Genomic DNA, 17,364 nt, shown 5'->3' with positions numbered 1-17,364 from the left:
GTATACGTATATGCACTGCTGCTATATGATTTAACTGCGGCTTTGTGCTATAATACAAATATTATTTTCAAACGTTATTTTGAATATTTTGAGGTTTTACATAAATGACTACCGTTAATGTGCAGGACAAAAAGCGCAATGTCCTTAAAGATTTTTTGGAAGGATCCAGGCTCAGTATTCCCATTGCTCTGGGATATTTCCCTGTATCCTTTACTTTTGGCCTGATGGCCGTCAGAGGTGGTATTCCTGTCTGGATAGTAATTTTAATATCCATGACAAATATCACATCAGCGGGGCAGTTTGCAGGAACAAATCTGATAATAGCAGGTGCAGGGCTTACCGAAATTGCCGTTACAACTTTTGTAATAAACATCCGGTATATGCTGATGTCCCTTTCACTTTCCCAGAGGCTTGTTGCAGGGGTTTCCAGCATTAAAAGGCTGATAATGGCTTTTGTTGTTACCGATGAAACCTTCACTGTGGCAGCAATGCAAAAGCGGGATATAAGTTTTTCCTTCATGGCAGGGCTGGAGCTGCTCCCGTATATTGGCTGGTCGGCCGGTACAGCAGTGGGCGCAATGGTTTGTACCCTGCTGCCCCAAACTTTGCAGGACTCGATGGGCATAGCACTATACGCAATGTTTATTGCTCTGGTAATTCCGGCTGCAAAAAAATCCAGAGCTGCGCTGGTGGTAGCAGGCTGTGCCATAATAATAAGTACTGTTATCAAATGGATTCCTGTCTTCTCGTTTATTTCTGGGGGCTGGAGAATAATAATTGCCACGGCAATAGCCTGTACTTTGGGAGCTAAAATGTTTCCGCCCCAGGATGTCGAAACAGACCGGGAATGAGAGGTTTTTATCAAAATTTTGTGGCTGCTGTGCGGCTTAAAGCCATAATATGGATTAGGAGATAGGATTATATGGATAAGGTGTTGGCAGCAGTACTGCTGATGGCGCTGGTCACCTACCTGCCCAGAGTGCTGCCCCTGGTTATTTTCAAGAATAAAATAAGGTCGCGTTTTCTTACGGCTTTTCTGAGCTATGTGCCGTATGCCGTTCTGGGGGCAATGATATTTCCCGACATACTGACCTCTACGGGGCATCTGGCATCTGCCGCAGCAGGCCTTGTAATTGCTTCGGTCATGGCGTACTTTGAAAGAGGACTTTTGCAGGTGGCTGTCTGTGCCATCATAGCGGTATACGTATGTGAGCTGATACTGGTAAGAATGGTATAATATTATTATGTTATTAGTGATATATTTATAATTTATCTATATGGGAGGACATTATGCAGAAGAGATATATTTTGTCGTTGGACCAGGGAACTACCAGTTCCAGGGCGGTCCTGTTCGACAGCCTGACAGGTCAGATAGCCGGTATGAAGAGCGTTTCCTTGAAACAGATATACCCTCAGCCGGGCTGGGTCGAGCATGATCCCTCTGTCATATACGATGACCAGCTGGAGGCAATGACAGGGGCTATTGAAGAGGCTGCTGTCAGCCCGGAGCAGATTGCCTGTATCGGCATAACAAATCAGAGGGAAACAGTGGTGGTATGGGAAAAATCCACCGGCAAACCTGTTTATAATGCCATCGTATGGCAGTGCAGGAGAAGCTCCGATATCTGCGACAATTTGAAAATAAGCGGGTTGGTGGCCGATATCAAGCGAAAAACCGGCCTTGTAATAGATGCTTATTTTTCAGGAACTAAAATCAAATGGATACTTGATAACGTTGAAGGTGCCAGGGAAAAGGCCGAAAAGGGTGAACTTCTGGCAGGGACCATTGATTCCTGGCTGGTATGGAACCTGTCGGGCGGCCAGACCCATGTAACCGATTATTCAAATGCTTCAAGGACCATGCTCTATAATATAAAGGAGCTCCAATGGGATGAAGATATGCTCAGGGTGCTTGATATTCCGGAATGCATGCTGCCAAAGGTGGTTCCCTCCTCCGGCATATGCGCATATACAAAATACAGGACAGATGGATCAAAGACTGATGACAGTCTGGATTACAAGGAAAGGGTTGTCAAAAATATATTGGACGCCGGGATACCTGTTTCGGGAATGGCGGGAGATCAGCACGCGGCCCTGTTCGGCCAGGCCTGTTTCAAACCCGGTGATGCAAAAAATACATATGGCACCGGCTGTTTTATACTCATGAACACCGGTAAAACTCCGGTGGAATCCAAAAATAATCTGCTGACCACCATAGCATGGGGAATAGACAACGAAGTTGAGTACGCATTGGAAGGCAGCGTTTTTAATGCAGGTGCGGCAATTCAATGGCTCAGGGATGAATTGGGCATTATTGATAGTGCGCAGCAGAGCGATATGATGGCCGAACAGGTGGAGGATACCGGCGGAGTGTATGTAGTTCCGGCATTTACAGGCCTGGGCGCTCCTTATTGGGATATGTATGCAAGGGGTACAATTATAGGCCTGACAAGAGGGACCAATAAAATGCACATAGCCAGAGCAACACTGGAGGCTATAGCCTACCAGAGCAGAGATGTCCTTGAAGCCATGAGGAAGGATTCAAGCATGGAACTTAATATGCTGAAGGTTGACGGAGGAGCAAGTGTAAGTGAATTTTTGATGCAGTTTCAGTCCGATATACTGAATATTCCCGTACTCAGACCGGTAATAAGGGAAACAACCGCGCTGGGGGCGGCTTATCTTGCCGGACTTGGGGTTGGCATATGGAAATCCAGAGAGGAAATAGCCGACAGCTGGAACCTGGATACAATATTCAGACCTGCAAATAATAAAGAGCATTTTGATGCGTTATATTTAAAATGGAAGAATGCGGTAGAGCGCTCTATGAAGTGGGATTTATAGGCCGGTGAAGGGGTGTGCACAGAGCTTTTGATTTGGCGGAAATATTGTGTATTTTATAATAAAGGAAGTGTACTATATCATTTTAATGTGTTATAGTAATACAAAAGCGCAAGCGGCTTTTTATTTCTATTTGTGTCGCTGCTTAGCAGCGGGATGGAGGTTAGTATGGATATAAAGCAGGTCTGTATTAAGGCAAGTGAAGCTTCCATAAGAATGGCCGAACTTGACGGTACTGCCAAAAATAAAGCACTGTCGGCATTGGCTGATGCGCTGCTTGAACATAAAGACAGACTTATTGCTGCCAATGCTGTTGACTTGAAGAGAAGTGAGGAGGAAAAGCTGGCGGCACCGCTTTTAAAAAGACTGAAGTTTGATGAAAAGAAAATAAACGATGTGGTGGAAGGCATCAGAAGCCTTATGAAGCTGGAGGAGCCGGTGGGGAACACCCTGCTTTCCACAATGCTGGATGAGGGACTCGAACTGTACAAGGTAACCTGTCCCATAGGTGTGATAGGTATTATATTTGAATCCAGGCCGGATGCGCTGGTACAGATATCGACCCTTTGTCTCAAGAGCGGCAACAGCGTACTTCTCAAGGGCGGGAGAGAGGCTGTGGAAACCAACAGAGCCCTGACCGAAATAATTGACGGGGCAACCATTGCGGCAGGTCTTCCCAAAGGCTGGATCACTCTTCTTGAGAGCCGTGACGATGTAAATGAAATGCTTAAAATGGATGAATATATCGACCTGGTAATTCCAAGGGGTTCAAATGAATTTGTCCGCTACATCATGGACAATTCCAGGATACCCGTGATGGGGCATGCCGACGGAATCTGCCATGTATATGTGGATAAGGACGCCGACCTGGATATGGCGGTAAAAATAACAGTTGATTCCAAAACCCAGTATGTGGCGGTATGTAATGCAGCTGAGACCTTACTTGTACATGAGGCGGCAGCAGCAAAATTTCTGCCGGTGTTAAAGGCCGAATTGGATAAAAAGAACGTTGAAATCTACGGTGACGAGGGCACACGTAAAATTATACCGGTAAAGGCAGCCAGTGATTCCGACTGGGCAACAGAATATCTGGATTACACCATTTCAATAAAACTTGTTCCCGATGCGGATAAGGCTATCGAACACATTAATACTTATGGTTCCGGGCATACCGACAGTATTGTTACCTCAAACAGGCAGACCGCGCTGAAGTTTATGAACCTGGTGGATTCGGGAAATGTATTCTGGAATGCCTCAACCAGATTCAGCGACGGCTTTAAATACGGCTTTGGCGCCGAAGTGGGGATCAGCACCAGCAAGCTTCATGCCAGAGGTCCAGTGGGACTTGACGGACTGTTGAGCTATAAGTATATGCTTGTTGGAAACGGTCAGACCGTAGATGATTATGCCAATGACAGAAAAAGCTTTAAACATGTTAAGTTGAATAAGAAAATTCAGGATGTATAAAAAAGGGGAGATTAGTTATGAGCTTTGAAATTATTTCTACCGATAAGGCGCCTGCAGCAATAGGCCCGTATTCACAGGCAGTAAAAGTCGGAAACTTTGTATACACCTCCGGCGCAATTCCTGTTGACCCAAAGAGCGGAGAAGTTGTTGCCGGAGGAGTGGCCCAACAGGCCGAGCAGGCTATCAGGAACCTGGCTGCAGTTCTGGCAGGTGCAGGAGCAGGCCTTGATAAGGTTATAAAAACTACTGTTTTTATAAAAGACATGAATGATTTTGCAGTAATAAATGAAGTTTACAAGAAGTTTTTTACATCTGATTTTCCTGCCAGATCCTGCGTGGAAGTAGCGAGGCTTCCCAAGGACGTACTGATTGAAATTGAGTGTGTGGCGGTAATATAGCTATAGCTGGATTGGAAATAAATATTTATTAAACGTAATGGTTATTGAACTGGTTGTTGTGGAAAAGTAATAATGACGAAAATAAGAGGCCTGCATGTGAAAATGCAGGCCTCTCGGCAATCAATGCTATTAAATTCTAATCAGTAACATAACGTTTATGGTAACACTATTTACAAATCCCTGTAATATATCAGATTAAGCTCCATATCCCTGTCTATAGGGTCATTCTTAAACAGTTTTGTGTATTTTCCGGTCAGCGATTTGGCAGTTTTGGCCCTGGAGTTGTTAAACTGTGTCAAAAGATCGGTAAAGGCCGGCTGCTTTGCCAGAGCGTTGCGCATTTCCCTGGGAGGAGGGCAGTACCTGAACAGGATTGAACGCGCCAGTTTGTTTAACCTCAGTATGCCTTTGGATTCATAATTGATCCAGGTTTCATAATCGCTGGTAAAAATTTCTCTCATCACATTTCTGTTTTTCTGTATCTGAATTTTGATTTTTTCCTTTGCGTCCTCAGTCAGATCGTGATTCTTCTTGAAGAACTGTATGTAGTCAGTGTACTCCGAAGTCAAAGACTTCTCGGTAATATCATTCCATGCCACTCCCATCATGGTTCTGCACAGTTCCCAACGGAAGGCTCCGATTAATTTAATCATCAATTCAGAAAGATTTTCATCTGTAAAAGCCGGAACTATGAATCTGCCAGGCGTATTTCTCGCTTTCCCCGTTATTTCCTGCCACATGGAAACTCTGGAACCAAAGGTAGGCACAATAATTATATCCGGTCGGATCTCTTTCATTATGGGTTCTTTTTCTATACCCCTTACATCGTTCTTATACCAGATTTCCCTGTAAAATATTGAAAAATCGATTGCAAGCAAATTATTTATGGCCTGCTGCAGTCTGGTAGGTGTAACAACGGCTTTTTCCAGATCGCGGGTTATAATATCCTTGTGAAGTATGGGGAAATAACTGCTCATATGGCCGTGACATACTTTTTGGTTTGTCTTGAGCATATTATTGACTTCAAAGCTGACCTTGGCTTTGAAATCACGGTCATAAGCGGGTTTATCGGCATCACTTACAATCTTCCTTTTCTTCATATCACGGAACACATCGGAGTAATCCTGACCGAAATCGTTGATGGAGGGCTCCTTCTTATTGTTATGGATCAGTTCAAGCCATTTTTTGGTATTATAAACGTTGAAGTCAGAACAGCTGTATTCCTTGTCGCACAGCCTATATAGCGCGATAGCCTGCTGTTTGGTAACAAGGCGTTCGTCCATGTATCCGAAGTTTAGAAACATGCTTATCAGTTTTGGACAGCTGTTGTCGGCCTGGGTTCTCTTGAAAGCTTCATCATAAATGACAAAGAAATCGTTTGCAATAGAAGAACGGAGTTCCCTTATTTCAGGGTCTGCAGATGTTTTGTCCTTGAGAGCCCTGAACTGGCTCAACCGCTTGTTCAAGCTGTCTATTTTATCCTGTGGGCAGGAGCAATACTTCATTATCTTCTCCAGGCTGTTCTCCAGCTCGGAGGGCAATTCCGAACCTGCTGCAATATCTGCAGGATTCGTTGAGCTTGTGCCGATAGCAGTTTTTGCCCGGACACTTTCTATAAGGTCTGAGAACTCTTTAATATCAATGTTTGTGAAGCTGTCGAATTCATTTTGCAGTTTATCTATACATTGACTTGTAATGTCGATGGCCTGTGTCAAAATGTTTAGGATATTTAATGCAGCTTCCTTATCATCCCTTGAATCAGTGGCTATTCTGCCATATGTAGTCAATAAATTATTTGGAGATAAATATAAAAGTTCCATATTCTTACATAATATAGAAAAGATATTCTTTATTTCGCCTATTATGGTATCCAATACTTCAGAGCCCTTTTGAATATGGTATTCACATATAAAGCTATCACTGTTGAAGAAAGTTTTGCGGTTGTCCAACGGGACATTTAATAACCTTGTAAAATATTCAATACTTGAAGTATCCAGCTCAGGCGAATCTGTTATTGTATCTGCCATATCATGGGTAAATGCAAAATCCGGATCAAGAGGGAAAAATCTGTAGCCATCCTGTTTCAGGTTCTCATAAATACTCTGATATGAATTAAGTATTTCCATATCAGGAGCATAGCTGAAATAAAACTTGTCTTTAATGGCCCAGTAATAGGTCATTAAATTCTGAGTCAGAGCATTAATATTATGACAGATAGGCAGCAGCTTCTGGTAGGAATTATAGCTCAAATCAATCAGATTGGCCAGAGAAGAAACCAGGTAAGCGGAATAATCCTTCTGGGTAGAGATTATGTTCCTTATTTCTGCTGACGAATTTGCAGGGAAACAATACAGGGTACAGGCATCTCTTGCCAACAGACTGAAGGAATTCTGTCCGTTCCTTATAACATCGTTGATGCTTAGAAAGGTATTCTGTTCCAGTGTAAATAACCGGCAGCTTCTTGATATAAGCAATTCATTATTGTTAAAAATATCATCAAAAGGTGATAAAAAAACATCGATTTTACCTTTAAGTAATAAAACAACTGAGGAGGTTCTATCGCCTTCACATATTAAGAGTTCACCCTGAATGGATGAATACTGACCTGCAAAGTCGGGTTTTATGCTCATATTGGTTCTCCTTTTGTGTATTGATCCCGGTTATAATGATATATAACATTGGGCGGATTCATTGGTATGTTGATGAACATTAACATAATAAATTATACACTATATGTAAAAATAAAAAAAGCCGGACTAAATACCCAAGAGACTGAATAGTTTCACCTATCAGCCCTTTAGGTTTTTATCGGCATTTTTATGGATTTTAATTACATATTAATTCAATGTTAAGCAGAAATTTATCAGATTTTTCAAATTAACAATCCTCTTAATAGCATTATTTTGCCTGAATGTAGCCTTTTGCTTTCAGGTACTCAGCCATGAGGACAGCTCCGCCGGCGGCACCTCTGATGGTATTGTGGGAGAGACAGACAAATTTGTAGTCGTATAAGTGATCTTCACGCAGTCTGCCGGCAGTGATTCCCATACCGTTTTCAATATCTCTGTCAAGCTTTGTCTGAGGTCTGTTGTCTTCTTCAAAATACTTTATAAACTGCTTTGGGGCACTTGGCAATTGCAATGACTGAGGTTCTCCGCTGTAATTCTCCCAGAGCTTGAGTATTTCTTCTTTTGAAGGTTTGTTTTCAAAGGAAATAAATACTGCAGCCAGGTGACCGTCTGTTACGGGAACCCTGATGCACTGGGTTGTGATAAGGGGAGAAGCAGCTTTGACGATTTCTCCGTTCTGTACCGAACCCCAGATTTTTAAAGGTTCCTGTTCACTCTTTTCTTCCTCGCCGCCAATATATGGTATAACATTATCAAGCATTTCAGGCCAATCGGAAAAATTCTTTCCTGCACCTGATATGGCCTGATAAGTACATGCAACTACATTTTTTATACCGAATTTCAAAAGTGGAGCCAGAGCAGGGACATAGCTCTGAATTGAGCAATTCGGCTTGACAGCGATAAAACCGTTTTTGGTTCCCAGTCTTTTTCTCTGGCTGTCGATAACCTTGACATGCTCGGAGTTTATTTCAGGAATCAGCATGGGAACATCAGGCGTCCACCTGTGAGCAGAGTTGTTGGAAACAACAGGAGTTTCGTTTTTCGCATATTCTTCTTCAAGCTTTTTAATTTCATCTTTTTTCATATCAACCGCACAGAACACAAAATCAACTTCCGCACATATTTCCTTTACATGTGCAGTAGCATCCCTGACAACAATATTTTTAACGCTGTCAGGCATTGGAGCTGACAGCTTCCATCTGCTGCCTGCGGCTTGTTCATATGTTTTTCCGGCTGAGTTTGCACTTGCCGCTATTGAAACGACCTCAAACCACGGATGGTTTTCAAGCAGAGATATAAATCTCTGTCCCACCATGCCGGTGCCACCAATAATACCCACTTTTAACTTTGACATTACTTATATGCCTCCAATCCAATTTTCTTTTATTAATAAATATAATATGATAGATTTTTTTAAAGTTTCAACAAATTTGTCCGCCATTGAATGACATTTGTTCTCGTACTGTGTATTTTACCATAGCGGAATTTAAAATTCAATATAAATATTAACACATATTAATGAGTTTTACAGTGCGTAATTCTTGTCAATTTAACTGTGTCGGAAGGAATATGACATTCAACTTGAACCGTTGTGCTAATTAAATTAAATTCTGCTTTACCCGTAAAAATTTTTATATCAACAGGTAACTTCCGCACTAACTTCATAAAATAAGAGTGCACCCAAAACAATTACGAAAATTGTATCTCCTCAAGTAAAAAGGTTTTGCCGTCGCTCAGACTCGACATCCTGTCTCGATCTGAAGCTCAAAGCAGCGTCCTGCTGCTTTGCCGGCAAAACCTCTTTACTTTCGGCGACAATTTAGTGTAATTGTTTTTAACCGTACATCTTATTTTATGAAGTTGTCCTCACGTTACCAGTTGATTACAAATAGAACTGTCTGTAAAGCACCACAGCTTTTTCACTGTTCGAGTGAGTACATCATACACCTCCTGATTCATAATCAGGGCCAGGTTTTCGTCCGCGCCCCCCAATATGATATACAACATTTCCGGACTTTGATACAGGTGCGAAAAATTTTTATTGATATCAGGGTGTTAAATCCGCTTCAAAATTTACTTTATATATTGTGAAGGAAAATACGCATAGATATATTGGAGTGAAGTAAATGTACACAAGAGTGCCGGCAGAAAAAAAGCCCAATCCGTCTTTTGGAGGAAGCAGTACAAATTCAAATAAGAAACCGCTTAACCGGCAGCGTCCTGCAAAAAAACCTAACGTGAGATCGACAGATTACAGAATACTGATGCAATGGATTCTTACAAACCCTGATTCCATAACTCAGGAGGAATTCATGTTCTTTCAAAGTGCTGTCGGCTATCAGAAGGCATTAAGAGTAATGGAAGAAGGAAGACGCCGGAAACAGCTTCAAAAGCTGGGAGTGCCTGCAGCGGGGGCAAGCAAACAACCTATTCAGACCAATAAACAAGCAGGGGAAAATACACCATCCGGAGATGGCTTGCCTGAAAATCTGAAGACTGGACTTGAGAACCTTTCCGGAGTCAGTCTCTCTGATGTAAAAGTTCATAAAAACTCAGAAGAACCGGAAAAAATCGGTGCCCAGGCATATACGCAGGGAACTGACATACATATCGCCCCGGGACAGGAAAAATATCTTCCACACGAAGGCTGGCATGCAGTTCAACAAAAGCAGGGAAGAGTAGAAGCTGAAATACAGCTGAAAACCGGTGCTGCTGTAAATGAGGATTCAAAGCTGGAAAGAGAAGCCGATGTGATGGGAGCCAGAGCAGAAAAAGAAGGCTCCGGGAGCGGAGCAATACAGAGCCAACCGGCAAGTGATCATAATTCTCCTAAGATAAATGCTAATGTTATTCAGCGGGTTACGCTGCAGGAAGGAATGGAACTAAATAATACTAAAAATCCCGTAAAGGAAGAAGCTGACGGAATCAAAACAGCAGGATACGGTGAAACCAGCGAAAATGTAAAGAAAATACAACAGGTCTTAATAAGGATGAATTACTGGACGGGAAAAAGCGGAGATAAAGCCACCGGATACTTCGGTGAGGTTACAAAAGAATCCCTGATAAATTTCCAAACAGGTTATATGAAGCTTGGCAAGGGGGAGCTGTATGATAAAAAAGGCAATTATGTGGGGTGTGGACCCAGGACAGCTGAGAGTCTGGATAGCCTGTATAAATTACTGAATAATTCTAGTGTACCTGAACAGGCAAAAAGTAGTATAATGGGAATTGGAAAAAACAAGGAGGCGAATGCTGCTTATGATTGGGATATAAAAGCAGGTCAGTATAACGGATATGTGAAAGAAGCCCAATTAATCCTGATGAATCTGGGATATAAGTTACCCAAATACGGAGCGGATGGAAAGTGGAGCAGCAGCGGCGAAACTTATGAAGCCATACTGAGTTATCAAACAAACTGTGAAAATGCATTTAATGGTGTGGATAAAAACGGATCAACGGAAGGCAAAAAGTTGGTAGAATACCTACAGGGTATCAAGCCAACAGGAAAGTTGGACAAGCGTACCTATGAGGCACTGGAGAAAGAAAAAAGCAAAAAGGCAGTAACCAATTCCAATAAAAGTCCTGCAATGAAAACAGAAAAAGATGATAAGGGGACGGGTAAAGCTGCTAACATCAAGCTCACAAGAGGAGATTTAATATTTTTATACAATAATGACTTTATAAATGAGTTCCTAATAGAACAAAAAGCTGCTGTAATGTTAAAACTTAAAATCAATGGTACAATTTCTGGTGATGATTTAGTTAATATAGGAATAATGCAAAGAAAGGAATACAAAGGATTAAAGGGGTGGTTTGAGAAAACCTTTGATACATCAAACCCTGACAACATGGCTTCATTATTGGAAACATCGTATAGATTAAATCAATATGGAACGTCATTTATACAGCTTGAGTTTGAAGAACAGCAGAAACGTCAAGCTGAGGTACAAAGTTTAATATACTTTATGGCAGCAAACGTTGCAATCAGTGGTGGTAGAAATAGTTATGACAATGTTCCTGAACCAGAATTTAAAGGATTTAATTTTAAGGGAGCGGGTAAGGCTACTGGACAATATTCAGGAAAGCTTGTTCAAGTTAATAAAGCTGATGCGGCAGCTGATGCTTTGGCTAGTAGATTAGGTGGACAGTCAAGAGTGAAGTTTGCAAATGATTCTGTTGGTAGAGAATTTGATGCTGTAAGTGATGCATACATAGCGCAAACAAAACCAGCTCTTCAGACCGTAAACCAAAGTGTCAGAAACCAGATGAAGGCTACATTTGAGGCGGCTCAGGAAACAGGAAGGAAAGTATACTATCATTTCGAAGGTCAACCAGCACAATCAGTAATAAATAAACTTAATGAATATAGTCAGCGGTACGGTATTGATGTAATAATTGATACAAATCCATTAATGAAATAAGGGGGAATATATAAGATGTACGAGTTTCATGGGTGGGCAACTATAAGAGAAACATATGGTAGTACAGAAGAAAATAATATAAAAGAAATTGTAGAGAATATAAAAAAATTTATTGAGAAATTAAACTGGAATGGTGGATTGATAGACTTGCGTGCTATCAACGGAGAGTATCAGCTATCAATATCGGGGATGAGCAACCACAAGGGAAAAGATGCTGAGGATGTTTTGAAACTCTATAGTTTTGTAGGTAATGTAGCTCAAGGCTCTTATGGCATATTATATGTTCGAGATGACGAAGATACAAATGGTTATGAAAATAAGTTTCAAGTATTTGTATTAGCAAAAGGGAAGATTTCTCATGAGGAAGATTCGTTTTTATCACCTTGTGTACCTGTTGTTGAGGAATAACACAATTATAGCACTTTGTCCACATATCTGCTATCTCCATAATAACAAGAGGAAAGGTCACACAGTTTGATATGCTCCCTGTCTACTTGACAGGGAGCATATCAATCAACAGGGACTATAAATAATTTTGTGTATGGAGTAGCTTTAACTCAGCTGTGGGTTAAGGATTTCCCAGGTACAAACTCTTAAAAATAAATGCTTAACTAAAAAGGAGTATTTCCTATGTTCCATACACAAAATTATTCACAGCCCCTGGCAATAACAAATCAATTATAATCTTATCAATTTGCAGTAAACGCATTCTGAGTAACACCCCACGCTTTCAACTCGGCCTCGGTGCCAACCCAGACAGGTGCCTTCATGGGGACAAGGGGAAAGAGTTCTTCAACGCAGTAATTCTGCATCCTGATGCATCCATGGGAGATAAATTTGCCTATTGAATAGAAGGAATTGGTCCCATGGATTCCGTAGGAGCCGTCTGTTCTATTGATACCCAGCCAGCGGCTGCCAAGAGGATTTTCTGGAGTACCGCCCTTTACGGGAGCTGCAAAGCCGCCTCCGCCCCAGTCGGGGTCTATAATTTTATTATTGATCATGAACTTGCCGGATTTTGTCAATGTGTGAGGATTCCCAACGGCTACGGGATATTTTTTTATGACTTTTTTGCCCTCGTACAGGGTTAAGGTTCTTTTTGTCTTATTTACTACAATCCACTTGCCGTTTGCGGGAGCATTGGTGATATTGTCGGCATAAGAAAAGACATTACTCACCAGCCTGTTGATAAGCATATCTTTTGTGGCATTGTCCCATACTCCGGTAATACTCATGTTATGGTCGCTCTGGAAGAGTAATACGGCATTTCTGATATTAAGTGTTTCATCTTTCGAGGTGGCTTTATAGTATCCCAATTCTTTAATATATTTCAAATATGTATTGCTGGTAAGTTCGGTATTAAGCTTCTTGCGTTTATCCTGACCTTCCAGCTTCTCACGTTCTTTCTTTAACTGTTCCTGGTCGTTCTTTAATTTTTCCTGTTCGTATTTTAGCTGCGCCTGATCCTTATTTAGCTGTTCCCGGTCTTTTACCAATTGTTCCTGCCCGTATTTTAACTGCTCCTGATCATTAAATAATTGTTCTTGATCTTTTTTCAACTGTTCCTGGTCTTCTCTCAACTGCTCCAGCTGTCTTTGAATTTCCTCCTCACTTAGCTGGTTCTGCTGTTCCTGCGCGGCAGCCGATACTATTGCTTCAGAACTATTTCCCCCCGGTACCGCATAGTTTTCTGCAAAGCTTACGGCTGAACTCTGAAGAATAAGGGACAGAGAGAGAGTAACAATACATAAAATTCGTTTGCCCATTATTTTGCCCACCCTTGAAAATTAATAAAGTCGATATATACATTCTACGAATGCAGGTCAATATAAATTACCATTTTTGAGAAAAAAATGATTTACATTTATGTTACGCCTTTAATTATGCAAAGAATGTAATAAAAAAGTATTTCCTGAGATAAAATATTATGCTCATTTACCAATCTAATGTGGTAACGCTATGCCTTATTATACTAAAAACGACATTATTCAACAAAATATTTATGCATATTATTGAATTTTTATGCATTCTGTTTTATAATGTTGCATATAGATTATATAAACATAAACATGTTACAGGGGGTTATCAAAGAATGAAGGGAACTATGAAAAAGATATTATGCATGGCAATGGTTGCTGCACTTGCCATCTCAGTGGCTGCCTGCGGAAACGGTGCCACAATGAAAAAAATTGAAAAGAGCGGAAAGATTGTATTAGGCACAAGTGCTGACTATGCTCCGTATGAGTACCATACAATGATAAATGGCAAGGATACTATAGTAGGAATAGATATCTCAATAGCCGAGGAAATTTCAAAGGATCTTGGAGTACAGCTTGAAATAGTAGATATGGGCTTTGACGGACTTCTGGCTGCATTAAATACCGATAAAGTAGATATTGTTATTGCGGGTATGAATCCTGATGAGGAAAGACGAAAAGCGGTAGATTTCTCAAAGATATATTATGAAGCCAAACAGGGTGTGATGGTAAGAACTGAAGATAAGGACAAAATTAAGAGCATTGCAGATCTCAGCGGTAAAAAGGTCGGTGCACAGCTCGGCACAGTTCAGGAAAAAATTGCGAAAGAACAAATAAAGGATGCTGATCTTATTTCACTTGGCAAAATTCCCGATCTGGTTATGGAACTGAAAAACAAGAAAATTGATGCATTGGTAGTAGAATTGCCTGTTGCCAACGGATATGTAAAAAATAATAATGACCTTACCTTATCTGAAATAACCGTTAAGGAAGACACCGGCGGGTCGGCAATAGCCGTTAAAAAGGGTAATTCCGACTTCCTGAAATTGATTGATCAATCGCTGGATAGGCTTATGAAGGACGGATCAATTGACAAGTTCGTGCAGGAAGCCAATGAAATGAATGTGACTTCTGAAGGAAAATAGTACTGATATATTAACATCTTTGATGGGCTGTTTTATAAAGTCGTTATTCTTCTGACTTTAAGACAGCCCTCATTTTTGTTTGCATTTTTGGATAGTTTTATATAGTATTGTAATGAAAGAATTTATCAGGAGGAAACCATTTTGGATTTTAGTTTTTTATCGGATTACTCATACTATTTTTTAACGGGTACGGTCAATACCGTATTAATAGCCTTTTTAACAGTTATATTCGGTGTTGTTATCGGAACTCTTCTGGCTTTGATGAAGATATCAAGCAATGGCATATTTAAATTCATAGCTTCTGCATATATAGAGTTTATCAGGGGAACGCCAATACTGGTACAGGCTTTGATATTCTTCTATCTTATACAAATTCCTGATTTTAAACTTTTCGGCTTGGAAATGGCAAGATTTATACCCGGTGTTATAGCACTGTCCATAAACAGCGGCGCATACGTTGCCGAGATAATAAGAGCCGGCATCCAGGCTGTTGACAGAGGACAGATGGAGGCATCCAGGTCTTTGGGCTTCACCTCGGGTCAATCCATGCGGTATATAATAATTCCGCAGGCGATAAAAAATATCCTTCCTGCCCTGGGTAATGAATTTATTGTTGTTATTAAGGAATCCTCAATCCTTTCGGTAATAGGCATTGTAGAACTGATGAGAAGTGCTGATATTGTAAAGTCAGCTATTTACAGACCTTTTGAGCCGCTGCTGGTAGCTGCGGTGATTTATTTCATTCTGACCTTTACACTGTCGAGAGTTTTGGGAATAGCTGAAAGGAGGATGCATACAGGTGATTAATGTTAAAAATCTGCATAAAAAATTCGGAAAACTGCATGTTTTAAAGGGAATAGATACCAAGATTGAAAAAGGAGAGGTAGTTGTGGTAATCGGACCAAGCGGTTCGGGGAAAAGTACCTTTCTGAGATGTTTAAACCTGCTTGAGCAGCCCAGTGATGGTGAGATAATATTTGAAGGTATTAATATCACCGATAAAAGGAATGATATAAACAAACAGCGGCAAAAGATGGGGATGGTTTTTCAGAATTTTAATCTTTTTCCGCATCTCACCGTATTTGAGAACATCACTTTGGGTCCAAGAAAACTAAAAGGTGAGACGCCGGAACAGGTCGAAAAAAATGCCATGTCCCTTTTGAAACGCATAGGACTTGAAGAAAAGGCAAATAACTATCCTGCCCAGCTTTCAGGAGGCCAGAAGCAGAGAATTGCAATCGTGCGTGCTCTTGCCATGTCCCCCGATGTTATGCTGTTTGATGAACCGACCTCGGCCCTGGACCCCGAAATGGTGGGAGAAGTTCTGGAGGTCATGAAGGAGCTGGCCTCTGAGGGTATGACCATGGTAGTGGTTACACATGAAATGGGTTTTGCGCGTGAGGTCGGCACAAGGGTATTGTTTATGGATGAAGGAAAAATCAAGGAAGAAGCCAGGCCTGATGAGATATTTTCCAACCCGAAGCATGAACGTACCAGGGAATTTTTGAGCAAGGTACTTTAGGAGGATATAAAATCCTCCGGGAGGGTTTATGTTTACACTATTAAAGGAAGCTTCCATATACTCACCGGATTTTCTGGGGAAAAAGGATATACTGTTCTGCTTTGATAAAATTGCTGCAATCAAAAACTCAATCGACCCATCGGCACTTGATGACGTTGAAGTTTTAGACTGCAGCAATAAGCTTATTTTTCCGGGTTTTATAGATCTGCATGTTCATATTGCCGGAGGAGGTGGGGAAGGCGGTTTTTCAACAAGGACACCGTCGGCGAAGGCTGATGAAATCCTCAAAACCGGAGTCACTACTGTTGTTGGAGTTCTGGGTGCCGACGGTGTAACCAGAAGCGTAGAAAATCTGTATGCCCAGGCAAAGCAGCTGGAGGCCGGAGGCCTGTCCACTTACATGTACACGGGTTCCTATCAGGTACCGGTTGTAACTTTGACTGGAAGCATCCAAAAAGATATTGTTTTTGTGGACAAGATAATAGGTGTGGGAGAGCTTTGCCTGGAGGATCACAGAGCGTTCCAGCCAACTTTTGACGAAATAGCCAGAATAGCCGCTCAAACGAGAAACGGTGCTCTTATATCCGGGAAGGCAGGCCTGGTTCATTTCCATATGGGACTGGGTGAAACCGGGCTGGAATATTTATTCAGGATGATGAATGAAACGCTGATACCTGTGTCCCATTTTCTCCCGACTCACGTAAACAGAACCGGCATGCTGTTCGAACAGGCCTGCAGCTATCTGCAAAAGGGCGGATATATAGATCTCACAGCAGGTTTCATTCCCAGCAAGGAAGACCCCGATTGCGTTGCCAGCTATGACGCGCTGAAAAAGCTTGTGGACACCGGAGCAGACATAGGCAGGGTTACAATGAGCTCTGACGCATATGGCAGTGTACCTGTTTTTGATGGACTGGGAAATGTAATATCCTCAGATACGGTTACCACCAAAATCCTCTTTGATGAGCTCAAGGTAGCCATAAAAGAGAAAGGAATCCCTATTGAGACAGCAATATCCCTTGTTACTAAAAATGCAGCGGGTGTGCTTAAAATACACAAACAGAAAGGCAGTCTGGAAACAGGCAAGGATGCCGACTGTGTGATATGCGATAAGGACCTGAATATTGAAACTGTATTTGCAAAAGGTATAAAATACTCCTAATTGTTTTGAGTCTATCATATA

14 protein-coding genes are annotated in these 17,364 nt (G+C 41.4%); 11 read left to right on the top strand and 3 right to left on the bottom strand.

What is annotated here, in order from left to right; translation table 11 throughout:
- Nucleotides 1–104: 104 nt before the first annotated feature.
- The 5 genes from CTER_RS00275 (at nucleotide 105) to CTER_RS00255 (ending at nucleotide 4,706) form a co-directional block, all read left to right on the top strand.
- Nucleotides 105–851 (top strand): AzlC family ABC transporter permease, encoded by a 747-nt coding sequence (locus CTER_RS00275; protein ID WP_004622744.1) that lies wholly within the window; start codon nucleotides 105–107, stop codon nucleotides 849–851.
- Between the two features lie 71 nt (nucleotides 852–922).
- On the top strand, nucleotides 923–1,237 hold the full coding sequence (locus CTER_RS00270; protein ID WP_004622780.1) for an AzlD domain-containing protein: 315 nt from the start codon (nucleotides 923–925) through the stop codon (nucleotides 1,235–1,237).
- A gap of 53 nt (nucleotides 1,238–1,290) precedes the next feature.
- A complete protein-coding gene (gene glpK / locus CTER_RS00265; RefSeq protein ID WP_004622810.1) occupies nucleotides 1,291–2,844 on the top strand; it encodes a glycerol kinase GlpK in 1,554 nt (517 codons plus the stop codon).
- 165 nt (nucleotides 2,845–3,009) lie between these two features.
- Nucleotides 3,010–4,308 carry a glutamate-5-semialdehyde dehydrogenase gene (locus CTER_RS00260; RefSeq protein ID WP_004622766.1) on the top strand — a complete coding sequence of 433 codons (1,299 nt, stop codon included), beginning with the start codon at nucleotides 3,010–3,012 and terminating at the stop codon, nucleotides 4,306–4,308.
- 17 nt (nucleotides 4,309–4,325) lie between these two features.
- Nucleotides 4,326–4,706, top strand: a complete 381-nt coding sequence (locus CTER_RS00255; RefSeq protein WP_004622827.1) for a RidA family protein — start codon at nucleotides 4,326–4,328, stop codon at nucleotides 4,704–4,706.
- A gap of 170 nt (nucleotides 4,707–4,876) precedes the next feature.
- Here the strand turns inward: CTER_RS00255 and CTER_RS00250 are convergent, their stop codons facing one another.
- Together CTER_RS00250 and asd are read right to left on the bottom strand one after the other, a co-directional pair.
- Nucleotides 4,877–7,336: a hypothetical protein gene (locus CTER_RS00250; protein ID WP_004622760.1), complete on the bottom strand. Its 2,460-nt coding sequence runs from the start codon at nucleotides 7,334–7,336 to the stop codon at nucleotides 4,877–4,879.
- A 268-nt stretch (nucleotides 7,337–7,604) separates the two neighbouring features.
- A complete protein-coding gene (asd, locus tag CTER_RS00245; RefSeq protein WP_004622806.1) occupies nucleotides 7,605–8,690 on the bottom strand; it encodes an aspartate-semialdehyde dehydrogenase in 1,086 nt (361 codons plus the stop codon).
- Nucleotides 8,691–9,813: 1,123 nt separating this feature from the next.
- Between asd and CTER_RS26690 the strand changes: the two genes are divergently transcribed.
- Nucleotides 9,814–11,757, top strand: a complete 1,944-nt coding sequence (locus CTER_RS26690) for a restriction endonuclease fold toxin (RefSeq protein WP_242834914.1) — start codon at nucleotides 9,814–9,816, stop codon at nucleotides 11,755–11,757.
- Nucleotides 11,758–11,772: 15 nt separating this feature from the next.
- Nucleotides 11,773–12,165 (top strand): Imm7 family immunity protein, encoded by a 393-nt coding sequence (locus tag CTER_RS00235; protein ID WP_004622829.1) that lies wholly within the window; start codon nucleotides 11,773–11,775, stop codon nucleotides 12,163–12,165.
- Between the two features lie 281 nt (nucleotides 12,166–12,446).
- On the opposite strand, the gene CTER_RS00230 is transcribed toward CTER_RS00235, so the two are convergent.
- Complete coding sequence (locus CTER_RS00230) at nucleotides 12,447–13,523, bottom strand: L,D-transpeptidase (protein WP_083908881.1); 1,077 nt, start codon at nucleotides 13,521–13,523, stop codon at nucleotides 12,447–12,449.
- A 326-nt stretch (nucleotides 13,524–13,849) separates the two neighbouring features.
- Between CTER_RS00230 and CTER_RS00225 the strand changes: the two genes are divergently transcribed.
- The 4 genes from CTER_RS00225 (at nucleotide 13,850) to iadA (ending at nucleotide 17,343) form a co-directional block, all read left to right on the top strand.
- On the top strand, nucleotides 13,850–14,659 hold the full coding sequence (locus CTER_RS00225) for an ABC transporter substrate-binding protein (RefSeq protein WP_004622771.1): 810 nt from the start codon (nucleotides 13,850–13,852) through the stop codon (nucleotides 14,657–14,659).
- Nucleotides 14,660–14,800: 141 nt separating this feature from the next.
- Nucleotides 14,801–15,466 carry an amino acid ABC transporter permease gene (locus tag CTER_RS00220; protein WP_004622743.1) on the top strand — a complete coding sequence of 222 codons (666 nt, stop codon included), beginning with the start codon at nucleotides 14,801–14,803 and terminating at the stop codon, nucleotides 15,464–15,466.
- Nucleotides 15,459–16,181: an amino acid ABC transporter ATP-binding protein gene (locus tag CTER_RS00215; RefSeq protein WP_004622837.1), complete on the top strand. Its 723-nt coding sequence runs from the start codon at nucleotides 15,459–15,461 to the stop codon at nucleotides 16,179–16,181. Before CTER_RS00220 ends, CTER_RS00215 begins: the two co-directional genes overlap by 8 nt.
- A 28-nt stretch (nucleotides 16,182–16,209) precedes the next feature.
- Nucleotides 16,210–17,343 (top strand): beta-aspartyl-peptidase, encoded by a 1,134-nt coding sequence (gene iadA / locus CTER_RS00210; RefSeq protein ID WP_004622815.1) that lies wholly within the window; start codon nucleotides 16,210–16,212, stop codon nucleotides 17,341–17,343.
- Nucleotides 17,344–17,364: the final 21 nt, after the last annotated feature.

It is taken from the genome of Ruminiclostridium cellobioparum subsp. termitidis CT1112 (assembly GCF_000350485.1).
Classification (GTDB): domain Bacteria; phylum Bacillota; class Clostridia; order Acetivibrionales; family DSM-1351; genus Ruminiclostridium; species Ruminiclostridium termitidis.
Note: the sequence above shows the minus strand (reverse complement) of the source record. Positions and strands in the feature narration are given on the sequence as shown.

What these genes read in the sequence shown, in the direction of transcription:
- CTER_RS00260 (WP_004622766.1), top strand. Translation starts at nt 3,010, where the DNA reads ATGGATATAAAGCAGGTCTGTATTAAGGCAAGTGAAGCTTCCATAAGA.
- glpK (WP_004622810.1), top strand. Translation starts at nt 1,291, where the DNA reads ATGCAGAAGAGATATATTTTGTCGTTGGACCAGGGAACTACCAGTTCC.
- CTER_RS00270 (WP_004622780.1), top strand. Translation starts at nt 923, where the DNA reads ATGGATAAGGTGTTGGCAGCAGTACTGCTGATGGCGCTGGTCACCTAC.
- iadA (WP_004622815.1), top strand. Translation starts at nt 16,210, where the DNA reads ATGTTTACACTATTAAAGGAAGCTTCCATATACTCACCGGATTTTCTG.
- CTER_RS00275 (WP_004622744.1), top strand. Translation starts at nt 105, where the DNA reads ATGACTACCGTTAATGTGCAGGACAAAAAGCGCAATGTCCTTAAAGAT.
- CTER_RS00235 (WP_004622829.1), top strand. Translation starts at nt 11,773, where the DNA reads ATGTACGAGTTTCATGGGTGGGCAACTATAAGAGAAACATATGGTAGT.
- CTER_RS00255 (WP_004622827.1), top strand. Translation starts at nt 4,326, where the DNA reads ATGAGCTTTGAAATTATTTCTACCGATAAGGCGCCTGCAGCAATAGGC.
- CTER_RS00225 (WP_004622771.1), top strand. Translation starts at nt 13,850, where the DNA reads ATGAAGGGAACTATGAAAAAGATATTATGCATGGCAATGGTTGCTGCA.
- asd (WP_004622806.1), bottom strand. Translation starts at nt 8,690, where the DNA reads ATGTCAAAGTTAAAAGTGGGTATTATTGGTGGCACCGGCATGGTGGGA.
- CTER_RS00250 (WP_004622760.1), bottom strand. Translation starts at nt 7,336, where the DNA reads ATGAGCATAAAACCCGACTTTGCAGGTCAGTATTCATCCATTCAGGGT.
- CTER_RS00230 (WP_083908881.1), bottom strand. Translation starts at nt 13,523, where the DNA reads ATGGGCAAACGAATTTTATGTATTGTTACTCTCTCTCTGTCCCTTATT.